At 51.6% G+C, this 21,180-nt stretch carries 13 protein-coding genes and 1 pseudogene; 9 read left to right on the forward strand and 5 right to left on the reverse strand.

The genetic code is table 11. The features are described from left to right. Nucleotides 1–3 precede the first annotated feature (3 nt). The 5 genes from ACES2C_RS07645 (at nucleotide 4) to ACES2C_RS07665 (ending at nucleotide 6,799) form a co-directional block, all read left to right on the forward strand. Nucleotides 4–1,677 (forward strand): ATP-binding cassette domain-containing protein, encoded by a 1,674-nt coding sequence (locus tag ACES2C_RS07645; protein ID WP_374166386.1) that lies wholly within the window; start codon nucleotides 4–6, stop codon nucleotides 1,675–1,677. Nucleotides 1,678–1,716: 39 nt separating this feature from the next. Beyond that, on the forward strand, nucleotides 1,717–2,586 hold the full coding sequence (locus ACES2C_RS07650; protein WP_374166387.1) for a glycosyltransferase family 2 protein: 870 nt from the start codon (nucleotides 1,717–1,719) through the stop codon (nucleotides 2,584–2,586). Then, nucleotides 2,583–3,794: a glycosyltransferase gene (locus ACES2C_RS07655; protein WP_374166388.1), complete on the forward strand. Its 1,212-nt coding sequence runs from the start codon at nucleotides 2,583–2,585 to the stop codon at nucleotides 3,792–3,794. Before ACES2C_RS07650 ends, ACES2C_RS07655 begins: the two co-directional genes overlap by 4 nt. A 51-nt stretch (nucleotides 3,795–3,845) precedes the next feature. Further along, the gene (locus ACES2C_RS07660) at nucleotides 3,846–5,345 is read left to right on the forward strand and encodes a hypothetical protein (RefSeq protein WP_374166389.1); all 1,500 of its coding nucleotides are present in this window, start codon (nucleotides 3,846–3,848) and stop codon (nucleotides 5,343–5,345) included. A gap of 269 nt (nucleotides 5,346–5,614) precedes the next feature. Then, nucleotides 5,615–6,799 (forward strand): MraY family glycosyltransferase, encoded by a 1,185-nt coding sequence (locus tag ACES2C_RS07665; protein ID WP_374166390.1) that lies wholly within the window; start codon nucleotides 5,615–5,617, stop codon nucleotides 6,797–6,799. Here the strand turns inward: ACES2C_RS07665 and ACES2C_RS07670 are convergent. From ACES2C_RS07670 to ACES2C_RS07690, 5 genes and pseudogenes are all read right to left on the reverse strand, one after another. Then, a complete protein-coding gene (locus ACES2C_RS07670; protein WP_374166391.1) occupies nucleotides 6,796–7,656 on the reverse strand; it encodes an N-acetylglucosamine kinase in 861 nt (286 codons plus the stop codon). The two genes, ACES2C_RS07665 and ACES2C_RS07670, sit on opposite strands and share 4 nt — an antisense overlap. Nucleotides 7,657–7,658: 2 nt before the next feature. Beyond that, on the reverse strand, nucleotides 7,659–8,048 hold the full coding sequence (locus tag ACES2C_RS07675) for a response regulator (protein WP_374166392.1): 390 nt from the start codon (nucleotides 8,046–8,048) through the stop codon (nucleotides 7,659–7,661). 279 nt (nucleotides 8,049–8,327) lie between these two features. After that, nucleotides 8,328–9,623, reverse strand: coding sequence for a TolC family protein (locus ACES2C_RS07680; RefSeq protein WP_374166393.1), 1,296 nt, complete (start codon nucleotides 9,621–9,623; stop codon nucleotides 8,328–8,330). Nucleotides 9,624–9,808: 185 nt separating this feature from the next. Continuing rightward, nucleotides 9,809–12,909: pseudogene (locus tag ACES2C_RS07685) on the reverse strand (efflux RND transporter permease subunit). A gap of 9 nt (nucleotides 12,910–12,918) precedes the next feature. After that, nucleotides 12,919–14,004 (reverse strand): efflux RND transporter periplasmic adaptor subunit, encoded by a 1,086-nt coding sequence (locus ACES2C_RS07690; protein ID WP_374166394.1) that lies wholly within the window; start codon nucleotides 14,002–14,004, stop codon nucleotides 12,919–12,921. A gap of 377 nt (nucleotides 14,005–14,381) precedes the next feature. Here ACES2C_RS07690 and ACES2C_RS07695 point away from each other — a divergent pair, with 377 nt between their 5' ends. From ACES2C_RS07695 to ruvA, 4 genes are all read left to right on the forward strand, one after another. Further along, nucleotides 14,382–16,175 (forward strand): M61 family metallopeptidase, encoded by a 1,794-nt coding sequence (locus ACES2C_RS07695; protein WP_374166395.1) that lies wholly within the window; start codon nucleotides 14,382–14,384, stop codon nucleotides 16,173–16,175. Nucleotides 16,176–16,541: 366 nt separating this feature from the next. Next, on the forward strand, nucleotides 16,542–17,918 hold the full coding sequence (locus ACES2C_RS07700) for a LutB/LldF family L-lactate oxidation iron-sulfur protein (RefSeq protein WP_374166396.1): 1,377 nt from the start codon (nucleotides 16,542–16,544) through the stop codon (nucleotides 17,916–17,918). Between the two features lie 312 nt (nucleotides 17,919–18,230). Further along, a complete protein-coding gene (locus tag ACES2C_RS07705; RefSeq protein WP_374166397.1) occupies nucleotides 18,231–20,540 on the forward strand; it encodes an NADP-dependent malic enzyme in 2,310 nt (769 codons plus the stop codon). 30 nt (nucleotides 20,541–20,570) lie between these two features. Then, the gene (gene ruvA, locus ACES2C_RS07710) at nucleotides 20,571–21,161 is read left to right on the forward strand and encodes a Holliday junction branch migration protein RuvA (RefSeq protein WP_374166398.1); all 591 of its coding nucleotides are present in this window, start codon (nucleotides 20,571–20,573) and stop codon (nucleotides 21,159–21,161) included. Nucleotides 21,162–21,180: the final 19 nt, after the last annotated feature.

Here is a 21,180-nt window from a genome sequence, read left to right on the forward strand (position 1 = left end):
AGGATGCCCCGATTTACAAACGCAGTTTCTGCTCCTGCCGCCCAGGTGAAAGCAATGGTGGACCTCCTCCCCACAGGCCTTCATTTGTCATGGCGGTTCTCTGTATTCTTAACCGTGCTGGTGCCGGTGGTGGATGCTGTTCTTGCTTACTGGCTTTATGCCATCATCATGCTGCTGCAGTCAGGATCTTTCCATTTTTTGCACTTCCATCTTGGTTCACAGGATATTCCTCTCAGCATGGGCATCATGGTGCTCCTTACTGTGCTGAGGCAGGTCCTTGAACTATTCCTGCTTAACTACTCCAGGCAGCTGAGTCAGAAGTTCTTTGTATTCAGCTCAACCAGCCTGGTAAATAAGTACCTCCTTGAGCCATGGGTGGTGTTTACCGATGACAACAGGTCGCATAAGATCAAGCATTGTACAACCACGGCTCTCGATGCTGCTTTTTCTTATAATGTGATCTTAAACCTGCTTGGTTCGTTGTTTACGATCGCTTTTCTGGGTCTGGTGATCTTCATCCAGTCGCCTGTGCTGGCGTTCAGCCTGTTGGTATTGAACCTGTTGATGCTCGCTTTCTCGCGCCGGTTTTTATCTCCCCGGGTGGCAGAGGCAGCCCGGAATCACGACCAGGAGCAGAAAGAGGTTTACCAGAAACTTCAGGAGTTCTTCGACCTGAAGCGGGAGATCACCATGTATGGGGTGCACCAAAATTTCTCGGAAGTACTCGATAAGAAGATCAGGTCGCTGAGTAAGATCAAGACCGATCTGTCTATCCTGCCCCAGGTTCCGAGAGTGATCATCGAGATCCTGGTTGCCGTGGCTTTCGCCACCACCGTCCTCATCGTGTCGGGCGGCGAAGCGGGATCAAATCAGGAACTCATTGCCAGTATGGCCGCAGTATTGATCCTGGCCCGGAGGATCCTGCCCGCTCTCGCTCAGTTTTTGACGTCCTATAGTGAACTGCCGGGAGCTGTGGCAAACTTTGAGATCATCAGGTGGGAACTCAAAACACCGGTTCACCCGGGAAATGAACCCGCAGCGATGGAAACGGACGGCGATCTGCTGATCAAGCTTGACAATATCAGTTTTGCCTATCCTTCTTCTGCCGCTCTGCTGAGAGGGGTAAACCTGGACGTGCGGCAAGGTGACCGCCTCGCCATTTTCGGGCGAACGGGAAAGGGCAAGAGCACGCTGATGCAGATTGCCTCGGGCATCATACAGCCAGGCAGCGGACAAGTGCTGCTGGCCGGACGTTTGAAGCAGGAGAAGGCAAGGATGACTTATGTTGCTCAGGATGTGAAGCTGATAGCCGGAACTGTTTTTGAAAACGTTGTATTCGGGCATCCGCAGCCCGACGAAGGGAAAGTATGGAGGGTGCTCCGTGCTGCTTGTCTCGATCAGCATATACAGCAGATGCCGGGATCTCTTTTTGCGCAGATCGGCGACAACGGCGTCAAGTTTTCGGGGGGACAGCGGCAACGACTGGGAATAGCCCGCGCTCTGTATTTTGATCCTGAAGTGCTTTTCCTCGATGAGGCTACATCGGCAGTTGATGAAGCAACTGAAATGGCGATTATGAAAAATATTGATGAAGTGATGGGATCGGGGGCGGTTGTGTTTATTACGCACAGGAAATCGAATGCCGACAACTTTGCCAGCAGGTTCATTTATCTATAATGGAAGGATCAGGATTCTATTGGATAGTTAAGGGGTTACATGGAAAAGAATGAGGTTTTTATTTCTCTGATCGTAGCTACGCTGGGACGGACCCGCGAGGTTGATCTGCTTTTGTCATCCTTGTCGGGCCTGGAAGACGAGGGCTTTGAGGTGATCGTTGTGGATCAGAATGAGCATCATGAGCTGGAGGCCGTGATGGACCGTTACCGCGACCGGCTGGCCCTGAGGTATTTCAGGGTTTCGTTCAGGAGTGTAAGCAGGGCCAGAAACTACGGAGCGGACCATGCGAGGGGCAGCTGGGTGGGCTTTCCTGACGACGATTGCCTCTACGGCGGGCATAGCCTGCCCGAGCTCCGCAGAACGATAGCGGAAGGACAGTGGGATATTATAGCAGGTGGAATTGTGGATTTCGATAACAAGCTGATGAGCAGGACTTACCGGAAGAGTGCCAGGGTCGGCTGGCATAATATCGTTGGCCGCGTATCGGAGCCTTGTTTTTTTATGAAAAAAGAGGTGTTCAGCGGTCTTGGCGGGTTTGACCCTTCATTTGGCCCGGGTGGGTGCAATTTCGCCGGGGAGGGCATGGAACTCGGTCTGAAGGCGGTTGTGGCCGGGAAGAAAATGTTCTTCAACGCCGCTCTTCAGATCTATCATCCGAGCAAGGACGGCGACCTTTCTGCTATTGATTTTTCAACTAAATACAAGTACGCCTATGGCAACGGCGCTTCGCTGGTGGCCCATAAGCCGGTGCTGGCCTATTACCAGCTATCGCGCTTTTTATTGCTCTTAGTCCCGAAAATGCTGTGGCGGCCGAAGTGGAACAAGACCAGGGTGCTGCTGTACTCGCTGCTGGGGTACTATGATGCAGTGATCTTAAAAAAAGTGCGGCAGGAGATCATTTCGAGATGAAGGAACTGAGAAAATTACTTTTCATATCACCCGTTTGGCCTGATCCCGCAGGAAGCGGAAGGGAGAAGCGTGCGGCCCTTTGGCTGCGCAGCCTCGGGGAGGAGTACGACGTCCATCTGCTGGTGCTGCAGTCATCGTGCTCAGCGGGGATGCAGGTTAAGTCGGATCGGGAGCGGCTTATTCAGGTTCATTTTTCAGCCCTGAGTAAATTCCTGTATCTCTTTTCATTCCTTTTCTCCCTGATCGCAGGGCGAAGACTGGCGGGCACCCCTCTGTGTTTTTGGCTGCCGCTGGGCCGCCCTCAAAAAAAGCAGCTGCTCGACGCGTACCCGGATGTTGTGTTTGATAAGGTCCTGTGCTTCAGATTGTATCTTTCTGAATATGCCGGGTTCTTCAGTTCCCTGCCAGGCCGGCCGACCACAGAACTCGACATGGATGATCTTGAGTCGGATACCTGGGATAAGATCGCGGCTCTGCACCGGAAGAAAAGGGACTGGAAAAAATGGCTTTTCTGCAGGCTCACTGCGTTTCAGTTCAGGAGGAACGAAGGGCGTGCGTGTGCGCTCTTTCCTGTAATTTATATCTGTTCGCAGGATGACCAGCACCTGCTGCAGCGGCGTTACGAGCATCCTGATGTCCGGGTGTTCGTTAACAAGGTCTTTGGCCGGGCCAGGTCTCCCCGCATCTCTGCGCCGACCAGCAATCTGGTCTTCACCGGCTCTCTGGGGTATTATCCGAATGAAGAGGCTGTTGTGTGGTTTATACGGCACGTTTTACCGAAGCTGCGCAGCAGCAGCAAGGAGATCTGCCTTCATATTGCCGGCTTTTCGGCGCCTGCACGGCTGGAGGCACTTTTCGCTTCCACTCCCGGCCTGGTGTTTTACAGGGACCTGGATGATATTGAAAAGCTATATGCGCGGGGCGCTGTTGCCATATCTCCGCTGCATGCCGGAGGCGGTACGAAGCTGAAAGTGATAGAGGCGATGTGGTTTGGTCTCCCTGTTGTGGCGAGCTCTGAATCAGCCCGCGGCCTCGGGCTCAGGCACGGAGAGCATTATTTGCTGGCAGACAGCCCTGAGGATTTTATTGCCGCCTGCACCGCCCTGCTTCAGGATGAGTCGCTGTACCGGAGGATATCAGCAAATGGAAACAGGTGGATAGGCGAGCACTATTCGTTTGTCGAAAAGCGACCGGAGCCGGTGCTGTAGAATGAATACGATTTATACACCTGTATATAGGATGCCTTACCAGAAGATACTGTGAAACTGAACTTGCTACCCGGATTGAAAAGACTGCCGCTGACGGATCTTATTAAGTTTTTAATTGTATATGTTGCCCAGCTGGCGCTGGAAAATATGCTGCGCCATACAGTGGCGGCAGCCGACTACCTGGTGTTCAGCCCGTCCCTGACTTTTTTTGCAGGCCTTGTGGTCTATGCGTTTAAGCCGGGCTTCAGATGGTTTGCCTTGTTGCAGCTCCTGGGCTTTGCCCTGTTCCTGATGTGCTATATTCCGCATAATTACTATTTCAACCTGTTTTCCTTTTATAGCAGGTACGACTATCTATTTCTGAACACGCGAGCTGTGCTGGGCGGTTTATTGCTTGCCTCTCTTTGTCTGGGATTTGTACTTCTCTTTGCAAAGATGCAGTTTGTCGTGCTGGCTTCGCTGCGGAAGCGGGTGCAGGTAATCATTACTTTTTATGCGATCTTGCTGGGAGGCAAAGCCGTATGGATATTGGTGAACCCTATTCCTTCAGTTTCCGCCGCTTCACGCATGCTGACCGTTGCCGACATAAGCACCTTCAGGAGTATCGGTATCGACTATGAAAAGTTTGCTACAGGCGTAGCTACACGCTACAGATGCGCCGGGCTCAACAACTTCAGCCCGTCGTGGCATTATCTTTCTGATCAGAATGGCGACCGCGATCTGCTGATCCTGATGGAGAGCTGGGGCACGTTGAAGGACCCTGCTCTTCAGCGGAAATGCATCAACTACCTTCGCGGCTTGTTTCCCGCCTCGCGGGCGGACAATGGAAAAGTCACAGGACCGCTCTTTGATGAAGCCTGTTTCCACGGAAATACAGCTTCTGCGGAAGGACGCGAGCTGCTGAATGTCAACGACGAGGAATCGTATCAGTCTTTTCTTAATAATCCGAAGCTCGCTGCCTTTAATATTGTGAAACAGAAAAAGATGCAGCAGCGCTTCACTATTGCAGGCTTTACTGCTTCTATCGCTTACGGCAGGAACTGGAGCAATGCAGAGGGCTTCAGAAAGCTGATCGGCTTCGATTCGCGGTTCTATTACGAAGACCTGGCTAAAAGGCCGGCCGCCCCGCTGAACCGGGAGTCGCCTTACAAAGCCGTAGATGATGAGGTGATGATCGACAGCCTTTTCGAGGAAAGCCAAAAACACGCGAAGGTGTTCGCGTACGGACTTACGATCAATACGCATAGCCAGTTTACCCTCGATCATGCCCGCGTCGATCCTGTTGAGTACCGCAGGGCGCGGGCTCTGATGCTCCCGTGTTTTAGCGGCAATATTCACGCCTTCGATCAGTTTTTCAGGATCAGCCGGATCCTCAGGCATATTAGTGTGCGGCTGAGGGAACAACCCCGCCTGTTCGACAGGGTGCTTATTATCGGCGACCATGCTAATCCCGATATCCGCAGCCGGGAACTATACAGCCAGGAAAAAGTGCCCTATATTTTCATAGGCAGCACGGTGCCGGCGGGAAGAAGTGAAAAGCAGCAGCCGTGAGCCGATGTTCTTCATCAGTATTTAGCAAACGCTTTGATAACTTAGTTGAGAAGCTGTTGTAACGTTTCTTACTTTTGTCTCGTATTCGTCAATAAGTTGTTCATGAGCTGTGACTGCAAGACGGGTTTTATTTGCCGGGGTGATTTTGCGGCGGCTGAAAAACAAATAGCTTTTAAAGAAAAATTAGTTTTGATAATAAACATATCTTGTTAACTTTGAGCTTTGTAAATAAACCTTATTACTTTATCTGCCGGATTTAATAAAAGAAAATGATTACTTCAATTCTTGTTTTAGCATTCAGCTTTTTTATAGTTGCTTTTTCCATCAAGCCAATTATTACCATTGCTATCCAAAAAAGACTTTTCGATGCACCTACCGAAGCGCGCAAGATCCATAAGCGTATTATTCCGAACCTCGGCGGCCTGGCGATCTTCACCGGTTTTCTGCTTTCAACGGCTCTTTTTGTGAAGGATTCGGAAATCCTGAATGCAAACTACATTCTGGCAGCGGGGGTAGTGATCTTTATAACAGGTTTGAAGGATGATATTATTGGAGTAGATCCGATGAAAAAGTTCATCGCGCAGTTTGCTGCGGCCTTTATCATTACAATACTGGGCGATCTGAGGATCATGGACCTCGGCGGGCTGCTCGGCGTGCATCAGCTGGCTTATCCGTTTAGCATCGGCTTGAGCGTGTTCCTTTTCGTAGGAGTGATCAATGCCTATAACCTGGTTGACGGAATTGACGGACTGGCGGGCTTCCTGGCGGTGATGATTTCCCTGGTATATGCCGGCTTATTTTACATGGGCGGCGAAACGCAGTGGACTTACCTTTGCCTGGCGCTGGCGGGCTCAGTAGGGGGATTCCTGGTTCACAATGTGTCTCCGGCCCGCATCTTCATGGGCGACTGCGGCTCTCTGATGATTGGGTTTATGGTATCTGTGTTGACTATTCATTTTCTTAATATGAGCGCCGGCAACCCGGTATTATTTGACGGTTTTGCTGTCAGCTCGGCTCCGGCACTTGCGCTGGCTATTGTTGCCCTGCCCGTGTTTGACACACTCCGGGTTTTTACCATCCGGATACTGAATCAGCAATCGCCGTTTAAAGCAGACCGCAACCACATGCACCACCGCATGCTGGATCTCGGCCTTACTCATATGCAGGCGACAGGGGTGCTGGTACTGGTGTCGCTGCTCTTTGTGGGAACAGCACTCGCTTTACAGCCGATCGGGAATAACCAGCTCGTGGCGACCTTGCTTTTGATTGTACTGACACTGAATACGGGCCTTTCTATTTATCTCTATAGTAAGCGCCTGAGCCAGCAACATCCCGCGGCAACTCAGCCTGCTGCCCGCGGACGGATAAAAGCGGCGGTTCCCAATCCTTCATCTGCTGCTGAGACCAAGAAGTTTGCCGAAAGTGTTTTACGCGAAGTGGCGAAGCACAGCTAGAGGCTGGCTTCCACCCGTTCTCTCATAATGTAATCTGATAATTCCTGTATGGGGTGAGCAAGGATCTTTCCTGTCTTCAGGTGATGTTTTTTACACACCTTCCCCAGCACGTCGCGGAAATGCCATGCGATTGATCCTACGAAATGACAGGGATGATTCCTGTGATCGGGATAGGGCAGGATATGTGAGTGTACGAAGGCTTCCATTCCCTCCTCTATTAAGTTATCTATATAGGAATCGCCGCGGTGCTCACTTAAAAAGGGTGCGAACGAGGCCAGCCAGATGTTGGGAAGAGGACGCTGGTAAACATTCTTGATCACCACTTCCTTGTCGATGTAGAAGGATTCGCGGAAATCTTTTTTTAATCCTTTTGGCATCTTGCCATAAAGAAAACCGGTGATCAGCTTTTTTCCGTACCATGCTCCGGAACCTTCGTCCCCGAGGATAAAGCCCAGTCCGTGTTTCCCGTACTGCACTTCCTGTCCGTCGAAAAAAGCGATATTGGAGCCTGTACCCAGGATGCAGGTATATCCCCTGCCGTTGCCGCAGGTGGCGTAGGCGGAGCCGACAGCGTCGTTCTCTACGTTGATGAAAGCATTTTTGAAAACATGAGACAGGCCGTTCGACACCATTTCCCGTTTATCGGGATTGGAGCAGCCTTCACCGAAGAAATAAACCTCTTTAGCCTTTTCGGCATACTTCTTTATTTCATGGTCCTGCGAAAAAATCCTTGCGATGTCCTTTTCGTTCGTAAAGAAAGGGTTAATACCTTTCGTGCTGAAACTAACCGGCCCGGTGTTTTCGATGTTTATAATCCAGTCTGTTTTTGAAGATCCGCTATCTGCAACTAATATCATCTTTAAATCTCTTCCAAAGCCTTTGCTGTCAAAGGTTTCCCAATGAATCTGGCAACAAGGGCAAGGTCCTCTACTTGTTTTAGGTCGTTAGGGTCAAGAGACGAAGATAACATATAAATTTTGAAATTCGAATTGAACTTCTGCTTTAATTCCTCCAGTTCCTGGATAAGCTCAAAGCCGGTCATGCCGGGCATACGGATGTCGAGGAAGATCACTTCCGGCGCCTCGTTGTTCTCCAGCGCCCGTATTAAATAGCTCATTGCCCGGAAGGGCGAGTCCATCACAACGATATTCTCGGCAAAACGAATGCCTTCGAGGATTTTGCGATTAATTAAATTGTCGATATAGCTATCGTCAATGAGTAGAGCTGATTTGTACTTAAATTCTTCCATGAGAGCGATCTCCTTGTATACCTGATCTTAATCTATTGTATACGGCTAGTGTTAATGTAAAGTTTCGTAAAAAAAGTTAATTTTTTGTTTTTTTTAAAAAAAGATCGCTTTTACTTGAGAAATTGATGTTGTCCTATCGTAATTCATTTTTCATTAGCAAAAAAGCTGCCAGTATTGCACTGCAGAAGGAAATGTTGCTGAGCTTTTCCAAGCTCTATTGGCCGGAGCGTGCAAAAGCAGGTACTGCTGCGCCTGCACTTCTGCCTGATTTTGTGTTGATTAGAGATTCAGCGTGCCAGCGAGCTCCTTGAGGGCGATTTCGGCTGCCTTGGCCTGGTACTGCGCATCGGTAAAGCGGACGCTCGCATCGACATAGTTGCGTTGGGCCTCCCTGAATTCTACGGGAGTGACGCTCCCCAGCCGGAACTTGGCCAGCGTAATTTCCATGTTCTGCTTGGCCACGTTCTGATTGCTTTCTTCGAGCTTGACAAGCTGAAGATTGGTCTGGTAGGTCTGGTAAGCAGAAAGCAGCTGGGCGGCTACATTCCGCCTCTGGCGTTCCAGTTCGAGCTGTGCATTTTCAATTCGGATCTCTGCGTTCTTCTCGTTCCTCTTTTGCAGAAAGCCGTTGAAAATATTGACGGACGCGGTGAGCCCATAGGTGAAGCCCCGGCCTCTGGCGTCGCGGGCGAAGCCGAGCTCCGAGTGGGAACGAGTGAAGTTATATCCCGAAGTCACACCCACCAAGGGATAGCGGAAGGCCTTTACCTGCTGCTCGTTCAGCCGCGCGATCCGCTCGTTGATGAAGGCGGTCTGGATGGCGGGATTTTGCTGCGAGGAAAGGTTCTGCAGCTGGTCATATTGCAGGCTGCGGTCGACCAGGATCGTATCGCCAACGGTAAAGTCGGTACTCACGTCCCGGGCCAGCAGTTCGTTCAGTACCACCTTGGCCGACCTCACCGCGTCGCGCTGCCTCAGCAGGCTGGTCGTGTCGGTGTTCAGGTCGACCGTGGCCGTGAGCACTTCGAGCTTGGCAGCCTTGCCGATCTGGTACCGGTTCTGTGCGGTCTTGAGGCGCAGCCGGGAGATGGCAACGGCAGTGTCGGTAGCATCGAGCTGCTGCTGCAGCCGAATGAGGTTGTAATAGGTGTTGATCACGTCAGACACCGTACTGAGGATCGTTGCCCTCATGCTTGTTTCGTTCAGCTTCTGCAGCTCCTGCAGCTCCTTGTAGTTGGCAAACATGGCAAAGCCGTCGAAGATGGTCCAGTTGAGGCTCACCCCGTAGCTGGTGTTGGTGTTATGCGCGCGGTCTACTTCCCGTACCGAGCCATCGGCCTGCGTTTGCCGCGTGTTCTGGATGGATGAGTTGTTGCTCAGGTTGCCTGTTACTGCCGGCAGCATCCCCGCTCCGGCGAGGCTCACATTGTTTTCGCTGATCCTGGTATTGTTCTTCGAAATGCGGATGTTATAATTGTTCTGAAGGGCGATGCGCACCGCCTCCTCCAGCGTGAGCACCTGCGCATTACTCTGCAGGCTCAGTATGAGTAGAAAAAGACTGAAATGGAATTTCATTGTTTATAGCTGTTGGCGGTTGGCAATTGGCTTTTGGCAATTAGCTTTTGGCTTTTTAGCATACGCACCGCCTGTCTTGTTTTTATTTACTTACTACTTATAACTTACTATTTATTATCTGAGCGATTCCCAACTGCCCATCGCTGACTGCCAATCGCTAAGTCCCAACTGCCAATCGCCAACCGCTAATAGCTAAAAGGCAAAGACGCTTCTTTCTCTTCAATTGCTGGTAGCTTTTGTTGCCTTTTCTCCCTCGACCACATGGAATAGATGGCCGGGATGATGAACAGCGTCAGGATCAGGGAGAACAAGGTACCTCCTACGATCACGATGCCCATTCCGGTACGGCTCTGTGCAGCGGCGCCGAGGGCCAGTGCGATGGGAAGGGCACCAAGTGCGATGGCCAGACTGGTCATCAGGATGGGGCGCAGACGCGCTTCCGCGGCTTCTACAATGGCTTCCATCTTACTGCGGCCCTCTTCTCTCAGCTTGTTGGCGAATTCGACGATCAGGATCCCGTTCTTGGTCACCAGGCCGATGAGCATGATCGTGCCGATCTGGCTGAAGATGTTCCAGCTTTCGCCGCACAGCCATAGCGAGAGCATGGCACCCGCAACGGCCATCGGGACGGTGAGGATGATGATCAGCGGATCGATGAAGCTCTCAAACTGTGCGGCCAGGATCAGGTAGATCAGCAGCAGGGCCAGTCCGAAAGCAAAGAGGGTGTTTGAGCCGCTTTCTACAAAGTCGCGCGACTCCCCGCTGAGGGCCGTTGAAAAGCTCTCGTCGAGCACCTTGGCCGCAATCCGGTCCATTGCCTCGATCCCGTCGCCGATGCTCCTGCCCGGCGCCAGTCCTGCCGACACGGTTGCCGAAAGGTAGCGGTTGTTATGGTACAGCTGGGGCGGACTGCTCTGCTCCTTCATCGTCACCACGTTATCCATCTGGATCAGCTGGCCTGTATTGCTCCTGACATAGATCGACGTGAGGTCGAGCGGCGTGCTGCGGTCGGCCTTGTCGAACTGCCCGATCACCTGGTACTGGCGCCCGTTCATCATGAAGTAGGCGAAGCGCTGCCCGCTGAGCGACAGCTGCAGCGTCTGAGCTACATCCAGCACCGAGACGCCCAGGCTCCTGGCTTTGTCGCGGTCGATGGAGATGTTGATCTCGGGCCGGTTGAACTTCAGATCGACATCACTCACTGTAAAAGTGGGATCTTTACTCACTTCATCCATGAACTGCGGAATCTTGTCTTCCAGCTTCTTAAAGTTGGGAGCCTGAATGATGTACTGGATGGGAAGACCGCCGCGCCGGTTCACGGAGATGGTCGGCTGTTCGGTCACCAGGATCTTTCCTTCGGTATACTTTCTGGTCATCTTCGTGAGCTGCGCCGCAATTTCTTTCTGCGAACGCTCGCGCTTATCGGGAGGGACCAGCCTGATCAGCATGCGCCCCGAGTTGATGGAGGCAGAGCCGAAGCCGGGCGAGGTCATCACCAGGTTTACATTTTTTTCGGGGACGGAATCGTTCACCAATTGCGTGAGTTCTTCCATAAAACGGTCCATATAGTCGAACGAGGCTCCTTCGGGCGCGCTTACCACGGTGCGGAGGTAGCTCCGGTCGTCGTAAGGGGCGGTCTCTTTCTTCAGAATGGTGAAGAAAAGCCCGATCAGGGCCAGACAGCCCAGCAGAATGGGAAAGCTAAGCCATTTCTTTCGCATGAAGGTATTGAGTGAGCTGGCGTAGCCTTTGTTCAGTCGTTCGAAGTAGGGTTCGGTGAGCTCGTAGAACCGCGACTTTTTATGTGTGCCTCCCTTCATCAGGTAGGCGTTGAGCATGGGCGTGAGGGTAAGCGACACGAATGCCGAGATGAGTACCGCGGCGCCGATGACGACGCCGAACTCGCGGAAGAGCCGCCCGACGAATCCTTCGAGGAAGATCACCGGAAGGAATACCGCCGCCAGGGTGATGGAAATGGAGATCACCGGAATGAAGATCTCGTTGGCCCCCTTGATGGCTGCCTCTACCGGCGACATGCCTTCTTCTACCTTCTTAAAGATGTTCTCGGTAACCACAATCCCGTCGTCGACCACCAGTCCGGTGGCCAGCACGATGGCCAGCAGTGTCAGCACGTTGATGGAAAAGCCCATCAGGTACATAATGAAGAAGGTGGCAATGAGCGATACGGGAATATCGATCAGCGGCCTGAATGCGATTCCCCAGTCGCGGAAAAAGAGGTAGATGATCATGATCACCAGGATGAGGGCGATCAGGATCGTCTCGGCTACCTCGGTGACCGACTGCCTGATGAATATCGTATTGTCAATGGCAATGTTCAGCTTGATGTCCTCGGGCAGCTCATGTTTAAGCTGCTCGAACCTTTCACGGAATGCTGCGGCAATCTCCAGGTAGTTGGTGCCCGGCTGGGGGATGATGGCCAGGCCGACCATCGGTTCGCCCGACTGGGTCATCTCGGTTTCCAGGTTTTCGGGGCCTAATGTCGCATTTCCGATATCGCGGAAGCGGATGATCTTGTCGCCTTCGCTGCGGATGATGAGGTTGTTGAACTGCTCCTCGTCGGAAAGGTTTCCGAGTGTGCGCACGCTGAGCTCCGTATTGGCGCCTGTCAACTTGCCCGAAGGAAGTTCGACGTTTTGCTGATTCAGGGCGGTGCGGACATCGCCAACGGTGAGGCCGTAAGAGGCAAGTTTCACCGGGTCGATCCAGAGGCGCATTGCATATTTTTTTGTCCCCAGATCTGCACGCTGCTCACTCCCGGAATGGTTTGTACGCGCTGCGAGATGACGTTCTCGGCGTAGTCGCTCAGGGCCATCTGATCGCGCTTATTGCTTTGCACGGTCATGGTGACGATGGGTTCGGAATCGGCGTCGGCCTTCGATACGACCGGGGGCGCATCGATATCCTGCGGAAGGCTTCGCGTGGCCTGCGACACCTTGTCCCTCACGTCGTTGGCTGCTTCTTCGAGGTTCTTGTCGAGGTTGAACTCGATGGTGATGTTGCTCGATCCCTGGTTGCTTGACGAGGTGATGTTGCGGATGCCGTCGATCGAGTTGATCGACTTTTCAAGCGGCTCGGTGATCTGTGATTCGATGATATCCGGGTTGGCGCCTGAGTAGCTCGTCCTGACCGATATGATGGCCGGGTCTATCGAGGGGTACTCGCGCACGCCCAGGAAGGTATAGCCGATCACGCCGAACAGGATCAGCATGAGGTTTAGTACGATGGTAAATACCGGTCTTTTAATGCTGGTGGTTGATAAACTCATAATCCTCCTCTACTTCCTGCCCGTCTTGATCTTAACCGGGCTTCCTTCTTTTAATGCCATGATGCCCGTGGTGAGCACCGTGTCGCCTGCTTTGAGGCCTGATGTAACCAGCACGTCTTTTTCGGTACGTGTAGCTGTCTCGATCATCACTTCTTTCGCCTTGCTGTTCTGGGCTATAAATACCTTTTTCCCTCCCTGGACCGGAATGACTGCTTCTGTGGGTACCAGGAGGGCCTGGTCGAGCGTCGACAGCGGTAATTGAATGCTGGCGAACGCCCCGGGGATCAGGGATCCGTCGCTGTTGGAGGCGCGCGCCCGGAGCTGCAGGGTACGTGTTGCCGCTTCTACCCGCGGCTCGATGGCGTAAACTGTGGCGCTGTATTTTTTGTCGGAGCCGGCCACGGAAAACGTGAGCCTGGTGTTGTTCCTCACCGACTGGGAGTATTTTTCGGGGACGGAAAAGGTGATCTTCACAGGATCGAGGCTGACGAGGCTGGTCACGGTGGTGGTGGGGGTGACGTATTCTCCCTGCGAGATGCTGCGAAGTCCGATCTTCCCGCTGAACGGCGCCCGCACCACTGTTTTGGCGAGCTGCGCGCGGATGAGCTGGGTTTGTGCCCGCAATGAGCGGTAGTCGGCCAGCGCCACGTCGTATTCTTCGCGGCTGATGGCTTCTTTGGCTAGCAGCTGCTTTGCGCGGTTCTCTGTTTCGGCCGCCAGGTTCTCGCGGGTGACGGCCTGCGCCAGCTGTGCCCGCAGTTCGGAGTCGTCGATCTTTAAGAGCACCTGCCCTTTCGACACTGAGCCTCCTTCACGGAAAGAGATGCTGCGCACAATTCCCTGCACTTCACTGCGGATCTGTACTTGTTCGTTCGGGTCGATTGAGCCGGTTACGGTCAGGCTGTTATTGAAGCGGGTGGGGGATACCACCACACCGTTCACCGGAACCGGCCGGTCGCCTCCGCCTCCCGCACCTTTCGGGCCCGGCCCTCCTGCTCCTGATTTCTCCGATCCTTCGTTCGTTTTAATACGGTAGATAACAAGTGCAACTAATCCAATGATCAGGACGGCATAAACAAGGTGTTTTATCTTCATTGTAACTGGTGTGTGTCAGCGGCCTTACTTCAAGCTATCCTGATGAATGTCAACGGCTTTTAGTAGGTAATACTGGCGAAGTAATTTATGTTTTAAAAACAGTAAAATTACGGCTGTAAGTATTGGGAATGGTTGCTGTATCGATTATTTTACACGCCACGGCGTGTAAAATAATCGATAGCTGTTCGCAATTGGCTATTGGCAGTTTGGCGGTTGGCTATTGGCTATTAGCTATTAGCTTTTGCCGTGTGTCCAACAGTGATTCAAAACTTACTACTTATTACTTACCACTTCCCCTAATGGCTAATTGCCAAATGCCAACAGCAAATCGGTAATCGCCGCAGGCGATTACCGATTTATCCTTACTTTTGCCGCCAATGAATAAGTATATTTTTCTGCTGATCGCTATGATATCTTCTGTTGAAATGGCAGATGCGCAAAGCCAGATTGCTTTTAAGGTTTCTTTCTCGGAACCGCAGGCGCATTACGCTGATGTTGAAATGCAATTGTCCGGTAATAAAAAGGACTTTATAGATGTAAAGATGCCGGTATGGGCTCCGGGCTCGTATCTGGTGCGTGAGTTTTCTAAAAATGTAGAGGGCTTTACGGCTAAGGGGACAGATAATTCGTCCCTGCCGGTTCAGAAGCTTAACAAGAATACCTGGCGCGTGAACACAGGGGGCAAGTCTGCCGTGCGTGTATCGTACAGGGTCTATGCTTTTGAGATTTCGGTAAGAACAAGCTTTATCGATGAGTCGCATGCCTTCCTTTCGCCCACGGGGATCTTTATGTACGTCGACGGGCAGGTGAGACAGCCTTCTACGGTGACGATCGAGCCGTATAAGAGCTGGAAGAAAGTGTCGACCGGCCTCGAACCTGTTAAAGGCAAGACGAATACCTTCTATGCTGCTGATTTTGATATTCTGTACGATTCTCCTATTGAGGTCGGAAATCAGGATGTGTTTGAATTTCAGGCCGCCGGGGTGCGCCATGAGGTAGCCATGTACGGCGGAGGTAACTATGATAAGACCAGGCTCCAGGCCGATATGGCACGCATTGTGGAAGAGGAGACTGCGGTCTTTGGCGAGAATCCGAATAAGCATTATGTGTTTATTGTTCACAACTACCAGAGCTCTGGTGGCGGCCTTGAACATCTGAATTCTACGGTTCTGGGTGCTTCCAGACTTAACTATAATACCGAGAAGGGCTATAAGGGCTTCCTCGGGCTGGTTGCCCACGAGTATTTCCACCTCTGGAATGTGAAACGGCTGCGGCCGATCGCCCTGGGTCCGTTCGACTACAGCAACGAGAATTACACGACCGACCTTTGGGTGGCGGAAGGCTTTACGGCTTATTACGATAACCTGATGCTGCGCAGGACGAACGCCTACACGCCTGAAAAGTACCTGGATGTGCTGTGTGAGGATATCACCATCGTGGAGAACCAGCCGGGCAGTAAAGTTCAGCCTGTTACCGAATCGAGCTTTGACGCCTGGATCAAATATTACCGTCCTAACGAGAACTCGAAAAATACCACGATCTCTTATTACAACAAGGGCGCCCTGCTTGGGGCAATCCTGGATCTGGAGATCCTGAACGCTACTAAAGGGGAGAAAGGCCTGGATGATGTGATGAAGGCGATGTACGACGAGTACTATAAGAAACAGAAGAGGGGCTATACCAGTGCCGAATTCAAGGCGATGGCGGAGAAGATTTCAGGACTTTCACTGGATAACTTCTACAAGGACTATGTAAATGGTACCGCTCCTTTGAATTATAACGTGCACCTTGGACATGCAGGCTTGACCCTCGTGAACGAGAATGAAGGTAAGAACGCCGCGTCTGTGGGCGTGGTGACTGCTCTTAAAGAGGGCAGGCTGGTAGTGACTACTGTCCTGAGGGGCGGCGCGGGCTGGACCAGCGGCGTGAATGTAAATGATGAGATCATTGCTGCAGACGGTTACCGTACTGCTGCCCAGGTCGACCTCGACAAGATCCTCGCTTCTAAGCGGGCAGGCGAGAAGCTCAGCCTGCTGGTGGCGCGTGACGGTCTGATGAAGACCATTGAGGTTACGCTGACTGCCGACAATACCGGGAAGTTCCATATCGAGGGGGATAAGAACGCTTCGCCGGAGCAGTTGCTGGTTAGGAAGAAATGGCTGAAGCTCTAGCGGGCCCGTTGTTAACGGCGATTGGCGATTGGCGATAGGCGATTGGCTATTAGCTGTCGGCTATCAGCTGTTGGCGATTGGCTGTCAGCTGTCGGCTATCAGCTGTCGGCTGTCGGCTGTTGGCTGTTGGCTATTAGCTATTAGCTGTCGGCTATCAGCTGTCGGCTATTAGCTATTAGTTGTCGGCTATCAGCTATCGGCAGTCAGCAATCCTTTAAAGAGCGATTAATCATCTCAATAACACAATTAGACTTTTACAAAAAACGTTCATGACCTGCACGGACAAACGGGGATGAAAGTTGTCGAGTGTTCTTCTTGGCCTTTGAAAAACAAATAGATTTTCACAAAAAATATTAACTTCGCTTTATGTCAAAGTTTGCTGAGGAGTTTAGTAAAGAGTCGGAAGTAAAAGCGTTTGATACCGATCATCGCCGGGTGATCAACTTCAACATGGGCAGGTACCATACAGCGGTGGAGCGCGGCTTGTCAAAGCTGGCCAACCTGGAGGCTTCTAAGAAAAAGGCTCATGTGATCAAGTGGAAGGTGATGGAAAACCTCGACAAGCTCCTGCCGGAGTTTGAAGCGAACTTTCAGAAGCGCGGCGGAAAGGTGATCTGGGCCAACGACGCCGAGGAAGCGCAGGATGAAATCCTGAAGATCCTGAGAAAGGCTCATGCCAGGACGGTCATCAAGTCGAAATCGATGACAACTGAGGAGATCCATTTGAATGAATTCCTGCACGAGCATCAGATTGAATCAGTAGAAAGTGACCTGGGAGAATACATTGTTCAGCTCCTGGGGCAGAAGCCCTATCATATTGTGACGCCGGCGATGCACCTGAGTAAGGAGGATATTGCAAAGCTGTTTCACGAGAAGTTTGATACCCCGGCAGATGCAACGCCGGAGCAGCTTACGCTTAAGGCCCGCGAGCTGCTGCGTGAAAAATATACAACTGCTGATGTCGGCATTACAGGTGCTAACTTCCTGATTGCCGACACGGGAAGTATTTCGGTGACAGAAAATGAAGGGAACGCGCGGCTGTCGACTACTTTTCCGAAGATACACATCGCTATTGCCGGGATTGAAAAGCTGATCCCTTCTATTGCCGACCTTGATCTGTTCCTCCCGCTGCTGGCGACGCACGGCACGGGGCAGAACTTGACGGTATACAACACGATCCTGAGCGGTCCCCGACAGGAAGGGGAGACCGACGGGCCGGAAGAGATGTATGTGATCTTGCTTGATAACGGACGCACCAATCTGCTTGGCCATGTGGAGCAACGCCAGGGCCTGTACTGCATCCGCTGCGGCGCCTGTCTGAACGCCTGCCCTGTCTATAAGAATGTGGGCGGTCATACCTACAATACGACGTACAGCGGGCCCATCGGCTCGGTGATCACCCCTCACTTTAAAGGGATGGAGGACTTTAAGCATCTGAGCTACGCCTCCAGTCTCTGCGGCAAATGTACGGAAGTGTGTCCTGTAAAGATCGACATCCATAAAATGCTGCTCCTGAACCGTAAGGAGGCGGTGGCTGACGGCCTTCCTTCAAAAGCTGAAAAGCTGGGCTGGAAAGGCTGGCAGCGCGCCATGCTGAAGCGCAGCTGGATGGACATGTTCGGAGGAAAGTTCAAGAACTTTATTTTAAAAACCTTCTTTAAGAAGAGCTGGGGCAAGTACCGCGAAATGCCTCAGGTTGCAGATAAGTCGTTCAGTAAGCAATGGAAAGAACGGCGAAACTAAGTTTCGCCGTTCTTTCCATTGCTGGCGATTGGCGATTAGCTATTCGCAGTCAGCTGTCGGCTATCAGCATTCAGCGTGGGCCTTCGGCCGCTGTTTGCGATTAGCGATTAGCGGTTAGCGATTAGTAATTGTCTGTTCGCTATCAGAACGCTGATGCTGCACCTCAGCATCTATTCTCTGAAAGCTGATTGCTGAAAGCTGATAGCCAATAGCCAATAGCCAATAGCTATCAGCCAATCTCCAACGTCCTTCAACTTTATTTGCTCTTTATTGGCAGAGTTGTAGCTTTGTCTCTTTCCAATCTCATTTTACATGGATAAGTTAAATCGAAAAAAGGATGCACTTGACTATCATGCTCATGGGCGTCCCGGTAAGATTCAGGTATTACCCACCAAACCAACCAATTCTCAAAGAGACCTCACGCTGGCTTACTCACCAGGAGTAGCCGAGCCTTGCCTGAAAATCGCGGAAAATACGGATGATGTTTATAAGTATACGGCCAAGGGAAACCTTGTAGCGGTGATCAGTAATGGTACTGCCGTACTTGGACTAGGCGATATTGGTCCGGAAGCCGGAAAGCCGGTGATGGAGGGGAAAGGCCTGCTGTTTAAGATCTTTGCGGATATTGACGTCTTTGATCTTGAACTGAATACGAAGAATGTGGATGAGTTTGTCAATATTGTGAAAGCGCTTGAGCCGACTTTCGGGGGGATCAATCTGGAGGACATCAAGGCCCCGGAGTGTTTCGAAATTGAAAGGAGGCTGAAGGCGGAGATGAATATCCCTGTGATGCACGATGACCAGCACGGGACTGCCATCATTTCGGCTGCTGCCCTGCTGAACGCCTGTGAATTGCAGGAAAAGAAATTGGAGGAAGTGAAGATTGTGGTGAATGGCGCCGGTGCGGCGGCCATCTCGTGTTCACGCCTCTACGTGAGCCTGGGAGCGAGACGTGAAAATATTGTGATGATCGACCGCTCTGGCGTGATCCGCAAGGACCGTCAGAAGCTGGATCCGCTGAAAGCTGAATTTGCAACAGAGCGCGACCTTCATACCCTGGAGGAGGCTATGGAAGGGGCGGACGTCTTTATCGGCCTTTCTGCTGCGGACGTGCTTTCGGCAGAGGCACTGAAAACAATGGCTCCGAATCCGATCGTTTTCGCCATGGCCAACCCGAATCCGGAGATTGCTTATGAGCTGGCCGTTGCTACACGTGGCGATATTATCATGGCTACGGGAAGGTCTGACTATCCCAACCAGGTGAATAACGTACTGGGCTTCCCTTATATCTTCAGAGGGGCGATGGATGTGCGTGCTACCACCATCAACGAAGAAATGAAAATTGCAGCAGTGAGGGCGATAGCGGAAATGGCGAAAAAGCCGGTTCCTGAGTCGGTCATGCTTGCCTATAATATACAGAACTTAAGGTTTGGCAAAGACTACATCATTCCCAAGCCTATGGATCCCCGGCTTATTACGTCGGTATCTCCGGCGGTGGCAAGGGCGGCAATGGAGTCTGGCGTGGCCAAGTCGGCAATTACTGACTGGGATGCTTATACCGAAGAGCTGAGCAGAAGGCTCGGTGGTGAAGATGCCCTGTTGCGAACCCTCAGCAGTCGGGCAAAGGCGGCACCGAAGCGTGTTGTGTTTGCCGAGGCAGACAATTATAAGATATTAAAAGCCATTCAAATTGTAAAAGAGGACGGGATAGCCGAACCGATCTTACTTGGCAATCGGAAAAAGATCCTCGACATCATCAACGAATATGCTATTGATCTGGAGGGAGTAGAGATTATCGACCCGCTGGAGGCTTCAGACATGGTAGAACAATATGCAACCTACCTGTATGAAAAAAGGCAGCGTAAGGGGATGACCCTGGTGAAGGCGAGAAGTTTGATGAAAGATCGCAACTACTTTGGTGCGGGGATGGTGCAGTTTGGGGCTGCCGACGCCCTGATCTCGGGGCTAACGAAGGATTACGCGACCACCGTGAGACCTGCTTTGCAGGTGATCGGTACCGAGCCGGGTGTAGACCGTGTGGCCGGTATGTATATGATGCTGACCAAAAAAGGACCCGTGTTCTTCGGGGATACGACCGTCAATAAGAAGCCGACGGCCGAAGAGCTGGTGAACATTACCACGCTGCTTGATCATTCGGTAAGGAAGTTCAACATCAGCCCGCGGATAGCCATCCTTTCGTACACGAATTTTGGATCTACCAGTGGCGATGTGCCTGAGACGACCCGGGAGGCCGTGAGGATCCTCCACGAGCGTTACCCCGAGCTGGTTGTGGATGGCGAGATGCAGGCTAACTTCGCAATCAGCGAATGCCTTTTAAAAGATAACTTCCCGTTCAGCAAGCTGAGCGGCAAGCCGGCCAATACACTCGTTTTTCCTAATCTTGAGTCGGGAAATATCGCCTATAAGCTCCTGCAGGAACTTGGAGGTGCAGAGGCAGTAGGGCCGATCCTGCTTGGGTTGAACAAGCCGGTACATGTGCTGCAGATTGGAAGCTCCGTGAGAGAGATCGTCAATATGGTGACTATTGCGGTGGTGGATGTGCAGACGAAGCAGGAAGAGGCTGCCGCGGCTAAAGAAAAAAGGATATTTCAGATTTGGTGACGCACTCGTAAAAACCGACGCCTTCTTAATATGTACGCTTATATAGACGGAAAACTGGTGTTTAAGTGCCCCGCTTACGTGGTAATTGAAGCGGGAGGCATTGGATACCATATCAATATATCATTAAACACCTACTCCAGCCTTCCGGAAACGGAGCGTTGTAAGCTCTTTACCTGGCTGCATGTTAAGGAGGACGCCCATACCTTATACGGATTTGCAGATGAAGGAGAACGACGGTTATTCCTTCATCTCATTTCTGTCTCGGGAATAGGACCGGGAACGGGCCGGATGATTCTCTCTTCCATTTCCCCTGAAGAAATTCAGACTGCAATTGTTAAAGGCGACTTGCCTCTCATCAAGAGAATTAAGGGGATCGGTCCGAAAACCGCCCAGCGCCTTATCCTTGAATTACAGGATAAATTAAAAAAAGAAGGAATTGAAACCTTGACTGCCATTCCACAGTATAACAGCGCAAAAGAGGAAGCATTAGCCGCTCTCGTAATGCTCGGATTTGCTAAGAATGTAGCAGAAAAGGCTTTAGATAACGTATCTCAAAATCAAAAAGAACAGGGACTCTTGTCTGTAGAGCAGTTAATAAAATCCGCTTTGAAAAATTTGTAAAACACAATTATTCAAAGGG

This window comes from Arcticibacter sp. MXS-1, from assembly GCF_041902385.1.
In the GTDB taxonomy this organism is placed as follows: Bacteria; Bacteroidota; Bacteroidia; order Sphingobacteriales; family Sphingobacteriaceae; genus Arcticibacter.

What these genes read in the sequence shown, in the direction of transcription:
- ACES2C_RS07645 (WP_374166386.1), top strand. Translation starts at nt 4, where the DNA reads ATGCCCCGATTTACAAACGCAGTTTCTGCTCCTGCCGCCCAGGTGAAA.
- ACES2C_RS07700 (WP_374166396.1), top strand. Translation starts at nt 16,542, where the DNA reads ATGTCAAAGTTTGCTGAGGAGTTTAGTAAAGAGTCGGAAGTAAAAGCG.
- ruvA (WP_374166398.1), top strand. Translation starts at nt 20,571, where the DNA reads ATGTACGCTTATATAGACGGAAAACTGGTGTTTAAGTGCCCCGCTTAC.
- ACES2C_RS07705 (WP_374166397.1), top strand. Translation starts at nt 18,231, where the DNA reads ATGGATAAGTTAAATCGAAAAAAGGATGCACTTGACTATCATGCTCAT.
- ACES2C_RS07690 (WP_374166394.1), bottom strand. Translation starts at nt 14,004, where the DNA reads ATGAAGATAAAACACCTTGTTTATGCCGTCCTGATCATTGGATTAGTT.
- ACES2C_RS07670 (WP_374166391.1), bottom strand. Translation starts at nt 7,656, where the DNA reads ATGATATTAGTTGCAGATAGCGGATCTTCAAAAACAGACTGGATTATA.
- ACES2C_RS07680 (WP_374166393.1), bottom strand. Translation starts at nt 9,623, where the DNA reads ATGAAATTCCATTTCAGTCTTTTTCTACTCATACTGAGCCTGCAGAGT.
- ACES2C_RS07665 (WP_374166390.1), top strand. Translation starts at nt 5,615, where the DNA reads ATGATTACTTCAATTCTTGTTTTAGCATTCAGCTTTTTTATAGTTGCT.
- ACES2C_RS07695 (WP_374166395.1), top strand. Translation starts at nt 14,382, where the DNA reads ATGAATAAGTATATTTTTCTGCTGATCGCTATGATATCTTCTGTTGAA.
- ACES2C_RS07655 (WP_374166388.1), top strand. Translation starts at nt 2,583, where the DNA reads ATGAAGGAACTGAGAAAATTACTTTTCATATCACCCGTTTGGCCTGAT.
- ACES2C_RS07675 (WP_374166392.1), bottom strand. Translation starts at nt 8,048, where the DNA reads ATGGAAGAATTTAAGTACAAATCAGCTCTACTCATTGACGATAGCTAT.
- ACES2C_RS07650 (WP_374166387.1), top strand. Translation starts at nt 1,717, where the DNA reads ATGGAAAAGAATGAGGTTTTTATTTCTCTGATCGTAGCTACGCTGGGA.